The organism is Brevibacillus soli (assembly GCF_044759095.2).
GTDB lineage: Bacteria > Bacillota > Bacilli > Brevibacillales > Brevibacillaceae > JBIYSM02.
This window is the reverse complement of sequence record NZ_JBIYSM020000082.1, coordinates 1-6852: the sequence shown is the minus strand read 5'-3', so window position 1 is coordinate 6852 and position 6852 is coordinate 1. Positions and strand designations below refer to the sequence as shown.

Annotated in this window: 6 protein-coding genes and 1 tRNA gene; all 7 read left to right on the top strand. The window is 51.7% G+C overall.

What is annotated here, in order from left to right:
- The first annotated feature begins 1 nt into the window (after nucleotide 1).
- The 7 genes from ACE99V_RS19960 to ACE99V_RS19930 all read left to right on the top strand — a co-directional run bounded on the left by ACE99V_RS19960 (nucleotide 2) and on the right by ACE99V_RS19930 (nucleotide 6575).
- Nucleotides 2–77: transfer RNA gene (locus tag ACE99V_RS19960), tRNA-Gly, on the top strand.
- A gap of 303 nt (nucleotides 78–380) precedes the next feature.
- On the top strand, nucleotides 381–2033 hold the full coding sequence (locus tag ACE99V_RS19955; RefSeq protein WP_400492956.1) for a tetratricopeptide repeat protein: 1653 nt from the start codon (nucleotides 381–383) through the stop codon (nucleotides 2031–2033).
- Between the two features lie 45 nt (nucleotides 2034–2078).
- Nucleotides 2079–3038, top strand: a complete 960-nt coding sequence (gene trxB / locus ACE99V_RS19950) for a thioredoxin-disulfide reductase (RefSeq protein WP_400492955.1) — start codon at nucleotides 2079–2081, stop codon at nucleotides 3036–3038.
- 295 nt (nucleotides 3039–3333) lie between these two features.
- Nucleotides 3334–4215 carry an RNase adapter RapZ gene (gene rapZ / locus ACE99V_RS19945; protein WP_420998581.1) on the top strand — a complete coding sequence of 294 codons (882 nt, stop codon included), beginning with the start codon at nucleotides 3334–3336 and terminating at the stop codon, nucleotides 4213–4215.
- A gap of 83 nt (nucleotides 4216–4298) precedes the next feature.
- Nucleotides 4299–5312, top strand: coding sequence for a gluconeogenesis factor YvcK family protein (locus tag ACE99V_RS19940; RefSeq protein WP_400492954.1), 1014 nt, complete (start codon nucleotides 4299–4301; stop codon nucleotides 5310–5312).
- A gap of 7 nt (nucleotides 5313–5319) precedes the next feature.
- The gene (gene whiA / locus ACE99V_RS19935) at nucleotides 5320–6270 is read left to right on the top strand and encodes a DNA-binding protein WhiA (RefSeq protein ID WP_400492953.1); all 951 of its coding nucleotides are present in this window, start codon (nucleotides 5320–5322) and stop codon (nucleotides 6268–6270) included.
- 47 nt (nucleotides 6271–6317) lie between these two features.
- Complete coding sequence (locus ACE99V_RS19930; protein WP_400492952.1) at nucleotides 6318–6575, top strand: HPr family phosphocarrier protein; 258 nt, start codon at nucleotides 6318–6320, stop codon at nucleotides 6573–6575.
- Nucleotides 6576–6852: the final 277 nt, after the last annotated feature.

Below are 6852 nucleotides of genomic sequence, written 5' to 3'. Positions count from 1 at the left end.
TGCGGACGTAGCTCAATTGGTAGAGCGTCGCCTTGCCAAGGCGAAGGTCGCGGGTTCGAGACCCGTCGTCCGCTCCATTTGTTTATCCAGGAGGGTCTCTCACCCGTAAACGGGTTCACCCTTGATGAGAATACAATGAAGTGATGCTCGGGTACTGCAGATCTGGCTTGCCAATGATGTCTATTCGACGTGGTGGCGCCAGTGGAAGCGAGACCCGTCGTCCGCTCCATACTTTTTTCAAAGACACCACTCGCTGATTAGCCGGTGGTGTTTCCTGCTTTTAGGCACCGAAACACTTTTGCCAGACGGATAAACTTGAGGCCAGGGAAAGGTTCTGGTACGATACATGAAGGTACTGCACCCGGGATTTTGGAGGTTTTATGAAAAGTAGCGAAACAATAAGAAAAACAACCGTGGTTGACTTCATGCGCGATGCCGGTTTTTTTGTCGAACGAGGACTACGCTCCTTGCACCGATACGACTATGAAAAAGCGCTGCGGTGCTTTCGACGCGCCATCGAGCTGGAGCCGACCAAAGCCGAATACCACTGTCATTTGGCTAGTGTTTTGGCGGAGACCGGGCAGTTTGAGGCATCCAACGATATCTTGTACGAAATCATAGAAAAGTGGGACCCGGCCATGGTCGAGGTTTACTTCTTCATGGCAAACAACTACGCCAATCTGGAAGACTACCAGATGGCGGAGGAGATGGCGATCCGTTATTTGGAGAGCAGGCAGGACACCTACCGCGAAGAAGCGGAAGAACTGCTCGATTACATTTATTTTGAGCTGGACATGCCGCCGCGACACATCCTGCCGGTTTCCGAGAATGACGTTTATTCGAAGCACGAAATGGCGCGCCGCAGTCTGGAAGAAGGACGGTTTCTGGAGGCGCTGAACATCCTGCAAAACATCGTTGAAACCGATCCGACCTTCATGCCGGCCTGGAACAATCTGTCTCTTGCTTACTACTATGTAGGCGATTTTGAACAGGCGATGGTGACGATTGAGCAGACGCTGGAACGGGAGCCCGGCAATCTGCACGCCCTGTGCAACTTGGCTGTTCTTTTGTCCCATCACAATCGGGCGGCAGAACTGGTCACCGTGCTCGACATGTTGAAGAAAGTGAAGCCGTTGCACAACGAGCACATCTACAAGCTGGCCACTACCATGGGGGTACTGGGACAACATCAGGAAGCGTACCGCCTTTACCAGCGCCTGTTGAAAACAGGCATTCCACAGGAACCCTGCACGTATCACTACGCGGCGATTTCCGCCTATTTAAGCAACCATAAGAACCAGGCCGTCCGCTGGTGGCAAAAGGTGAAGCAGCTTGATCCGGATTCAGGCGTAGCCGACCACTATTTACAGATGGTAAAGGCGGAAGAAGACGGACAGACTATGAAACGACTCATCCCGTATCAATACCATCATCCGATGCGGGAAATGACACTGGAAAAAGGGAATGCCGCCTGCGGCGAGGATTTTAAAAGCGATCCGATGATCCGCGCTTCCCTGCTTTGGGCACTGCAGCACGGCAAAGACGAGGTCAAGCATACGGTGCTGCAGACCCTGGCGCTCATTGGGGACGATGAGGCGGAAGCTGCGGTTCGTCAATTTTACTACCAGACAACGAACGAACAGTTGCAAAAGCTGGCCCTGCTTGCATTGGCTGAAATGGGTGCTCCTCTTCCGTCATCGGTTCCGGATCAAAGGTCTCCGGCACATGCAGCTGAGGAAAGCAGTGTGGAGGCCTGTATTTTGCAGCACTTGGCAGGGGGAAACCACCAGGCATGCTGCGATTGGTCCATGCGCGTGTGGCAATACTACCGGGATAGCGGCCAATTTCAGCAACCGGTGCGAAAAGCGGTAGCCTGGGTTGCGGCGCTCGAATACTTATACGGAAAAGCGGTAAACCAGAAGCAGACACAGACAGCATTGGCGCAAAAATACGGTGTCTCGCCGGCAACAGTGGCGAAGTGTATCAAAGCGCTCGCTGCTCTTGATCTAAATAAATTCTCACTTTATAATTAATTTAAAGTAGAAAGAAGAGAAGCGTCTCTTAGGAGGTTGTGGAGCATGAGCGACCAAAAAGTTTACGATGTCATTATCGCCGGCGCCGGCCCTGCCGGTATGACGGCTGCCGTATACACGTCACGTGCCAACATGTCTACGTTGATGCTGGAGCGCGGAATTCCGGGCGGTCAAATGGCGAACACCGAGGATATTGAAAACTATCCAGGTTTTAGTTCAATCCTGGGTCCGGAGCTGTCCACGAAAATGTTTGAGCACGCGCAAAAGTTTGGTGCCGAATACGCTTATGGTGAAATCAAGGAAATCCAGGACGGCGACCCGTATAAAAAAGTAATCACCGGTGACAAGGAATACCTGGCCAAGTCGGTGATTATTGCGACGGGTGCGGAACACCGCCTGCTCGGCGTGCCGGGAGAGAAGGAACTGTCCGGACGAGGTGTATCCTATTGCGCGGTGTGCGACGGAGCCTTTTTCCGCAACAAAGAACTGGTGGTGGTCGGCGGCGGCGACTCGGCTGTAGAGGAAGCAGTCTTTTTGACTCGCTTTGCCAGCAAAGTAACCATCGTCCACCGACGTGACCAGTTCCGCGCACAAAAAATTCTCCAGAAGCGCGCCTTTGAAAACGAAAAGATTGACGTGATCTGGGATACGGTTGTGAAAGAAATCCGCGGAGAAGGCAAGGTGCAAAGCGTTCTGCTGGAGAATGTCAAGACCGGCGAACAGCGCGAATTCCCGACGGACGGGGTGTTTATCTACGTCGGAATGGACCCGCTCTCTTCCAGCGTTCTCCATCTCGGCATCACCAACGAATCCGGTTACATCTTGACGGATGACCGCATGTACACCAAGGTAAAAGGCATTTTTGCCGCAGGAGACGTCCGAGAAAAAACACTGCGTCAGGTCGTGACGGCCACCGGAGACGGTTCCATCGCCGCCCAGGCCGCACAACATTACGTAGAGGAATTGAATGAACGTCTGAAAGAACAAAATGTCACAATCTCTTAACCTCCCTGTAACATGATTGAAATAATCGAGGGATAAAATAAAGACAGTGAATTGACCCCCTTATCTATACGACCATTGACGCGTGGCTGGTTAAGCAGCCGCGCCTTTTTTTAGTTACAGCATCTAGGAAAAGGGTTCGGGGCCCCGCCCGGCGCAGCATGGGACCCCACTCGGCACAGCGATAGCTAACGCCGAGTGGGTCGAGGATAGCTATAGCCGGGTGGGTTCTTTTGTCCGGTTCCAGTGCGGGAATCATTATGGTATTCTTATCTCAGAATCGTAGGAGGCGAGTAGAGTGACCGAACAGGTGAAAGAAAAAGACATCAACCTATTGATTATTACTGGGATGTCAGGTGCGGGAAAAACCGTGGCCGTTCAAAGCCTGGAGGATCTGGGCTTCTTTTGCGTGGATAACCTGCCGCCGGTGCTGATCCCGAAGTTTGCCGAACTGATCAAGCAGTCCGGGGGAGGAATTGAACGTGTCGCGCTGGTGATCGACCTGCGAGGACGTGAGTTTTTCGAGAGTTTGTCCGAAGCCATCGACAGTCTCAGCCAGATGGAGGGCATCAGCTTCCACATTTTATACCTGGATGCAAATGACCAGACACTGGTGTCACGATACAAGGAAACACGCCGCCGCCACCCCCTCTCGCCCAACGGTTCACCGCTGGAAGGGATTCATGCGGAACGCAGGCTGCTTCAAGAGATGAAGGGGCGTGCTCATCAGATCATTGATACCAGTCAAATGAAGCCTGCACAGCTGCGGGAGAAAATCGTCAGCCAGTACGCTCAGCAGGGATCGCCGTTGACGATTAACGTACTTTCGTTTGGCTTTAAATACGGAACGCCGATCGACGCCGATTTGATGTTCGACGTCCGTTTTCTGCCCAATCCCCACTACGTAGAGGAGCTCCGGCCCAAAACCGGCTGTGACACCGAAGTGGCGGAATACGTAATGAATCGACCGGAAACGAAAGAATTCGTGGACAAACTGCTCGATTTCCTGTCCTATACACTTCCTCATTACCAACGGGAGGGCAAAAGCCAACTGGTGATCGGCATTGGTTGTACCGGAGGGAAGCATCGCTCCGTGGCCATTGCGGAACACATCGGTGACGTATTCAGTAAAGATTATAGTGTCAGAGTCAGCCATCGAGACATGGATAAAAACAAATAAGCATAGGATGGCAGGAAAGAGAAAATGAAGCGTCATCCCATCAGGAACCTGTGCATTCTCAAGAGGAGAGAACGAGGTGACATATGCCAGCGAGGAGAATGGGAAATCAGCCGAGTAAGTCGCTGCGGATTGTCGTGATCGGCGGGGGGACAGGTCTGTCTGTTCTGTTAAGGGGTTTAAAGCACGAACCGGTTCACATCACGGCAATTGTAACCGTCGCTGACGACGGGGGGAGTTCCGGGCGTCTGCGGGAAGAGATGGATATGCTTCCTCCAGGCGACATCCGAAACGTACTAACCGCACTGGCGGATACCGAGCCGTTGATGGAAAAAGTGATGCAATATCGATTTTCCGCCGGTACGGGATTGGCAGGACATAATTTGGGAAATCTACTACTTGCAGCCATGAACGAAATAACAGGTGATTTCGTAACCGCTGTCAAAAAGCTAAGCGGTGTGCTTGCCGTGCGAGGGGACGTGCTTCCGGCATCAACCCAGTCGATTTTGCTGAAAGCAGAAATGGAGGACGGCTCGATTGTGACGGGCGAGTCCCAGATTCCATTGGCAGGCAAGCAAATCAAGCGGGTCTTTCTCGATCCGGAAGATGCAGTGCCGCTGAGCGAGGCCCTGCAGGCCATCGCCGATGCGGATGCGATTTTGATTGGCCCTGGAAGTTTGTATACAAGCATTTTACCCAACCTTTTGGTGAAAGGTCTTTTTGCTGAAATCGAACGTTCCACGGCCCCCAAATTCTACATTTGCAACGTGATGACACAGCCGGGTGAAACCGACGGCTATACGGCTTCCAAGCATGTGGAGGTCATGTATCAGCACGTGGGCGGGCCATTTTTTGATACCATTATTGTGAATTCAGCGGAAATCCCGCTGCATGTTCAGGAAAAATATGCCGAAAAGGGAGCGGCCCCCGTCAAATGCGACTTGCCGCAGTTGAAACAACTGGGTCTTCATGTGGTCGCAAAGCCGCTGGTAACCTTTGAAGAAGGCTTCCTTCGTCATGATGCGGCTGCCGTAAGCAAGCAGGTAGTGTCACTCATTAAGCGAAGACGAGGGGTCAGCCGTAAGAAAGTGAAGGAGTGAGAGAAGGGTGTCATTCGCCGCGCAGACGAAAAAAGAACTGACCATGCTGGAAAGCCCCTCATGCTGCAGCAGGGCTGAATTGGCGGCTCTCATTCGCATGAACGGCAGTCTCCAATTCGGAGCCGGTCGATTTGTGCTTGACGTATCTACGGAAAACGCGGCGATTGCAAGGCGCATCTACACTCTGACCAAGCAATTGTTCAACGTGCACGCCGAGTTGCTCGTCCGCAAAAAGATGCGGTTGAAGAAAAACAATGTCTACATCGTCCGGATTCCGCACCAGGCCAATGAAATTTTGCGGGATTTGGGAATTATGGACAACCAGTTGTCCTTTACACCCAGGATCTCGCCGGAGATTGTGAAAAAGTCCTGCTGCCGTGCAGCCTACCTCCGTGGGGCGTTTCTTGCCGGGGGGTCTGTCAATCATCCGGAAGCGTCCAGCTATCATCTGGAGATTTTTACGGCCTATCAGGATTTTTGCGAAGCCTTGACGAAGCTGGCCAATCGTTACAGATTAAACGCCAAATGTATTGAGCGGAAAAAAGGGTACGTCCTCTATATAAAAGAGGGCGAGAAAATTACCGAGTTCCTCAGTTTGATCGGGGCTCACCAGGCGCTTTTGTACTTCGAGGATGTCCGTATTGTAAAGGACATGCGCAACTCGGTAAACCGCCTGCACAACTGTGAGATTGCCAACATCAACAAAACGGTGAACGCGGCGACCAGACAGATGGAAAACATCCAGTTGATCCAGCAGGAAATCGGTTTGGAAAACCTGCCGAAACGCTTGCGGGAGGTGGCCGAACTGCGGCTCATGCATCCGGACATCAATCTGAAGGAGCTGGGGGAGATGATCCCGAGCGGCACCGTCAGCAAGTCGGGAATCAACCACCGCCTTCGGAAAATTAACGAAATCGCTGACAAATTACGAGAAAAACAAAATATTTCTGCCTACTGATTTGGTATACTGATGGTAATGAGCACAATACGTGAGGAGGTACTCTGATGGTTCAACAGCAGGTAATAGTCAAGCTAAAAACCGGTTTGCAAGCCCGTCCGGCCGCGTTCTTCGTACAGGAGGCAAACCGCTTTGCATCGGAAGTATTTGTAGAAAAGGATAATAAAAAAGTAAATGCGAAGAGCATTATGGGCATCATGAGCCTCGCAATCAGCTCGGGAACGGAAATAACCATATCGGCTGAGGGGCCTGACGCTTCTCAGGCGGTTGCCAGCCTTGCCAATTTGGTCAGCAAGGAAGAATAGGCAGCTGATTCACCGGACACTTTCTGCGAGAGAAAGTGTCTTTTTTTTAGTAGATAGGAATTTATAAAATTGGACATCCCATACAGCCGCTAGGAAAGTGTTCTGGGCCCCAGCCGACACCAGCGTTAGCTTAAGTCGGCTGGGTTTTCTTCATCGTGTAGGAAAGTTTAAGGGCTTCACCGTGTGAAAGCGCCCTGAAATAAACTTTCCGGAACGCATAAAAAGTTTCCTCTAACGAAGAACCAGCTTCTTCGAGAGGGCTTCAATCGAAGCTTTT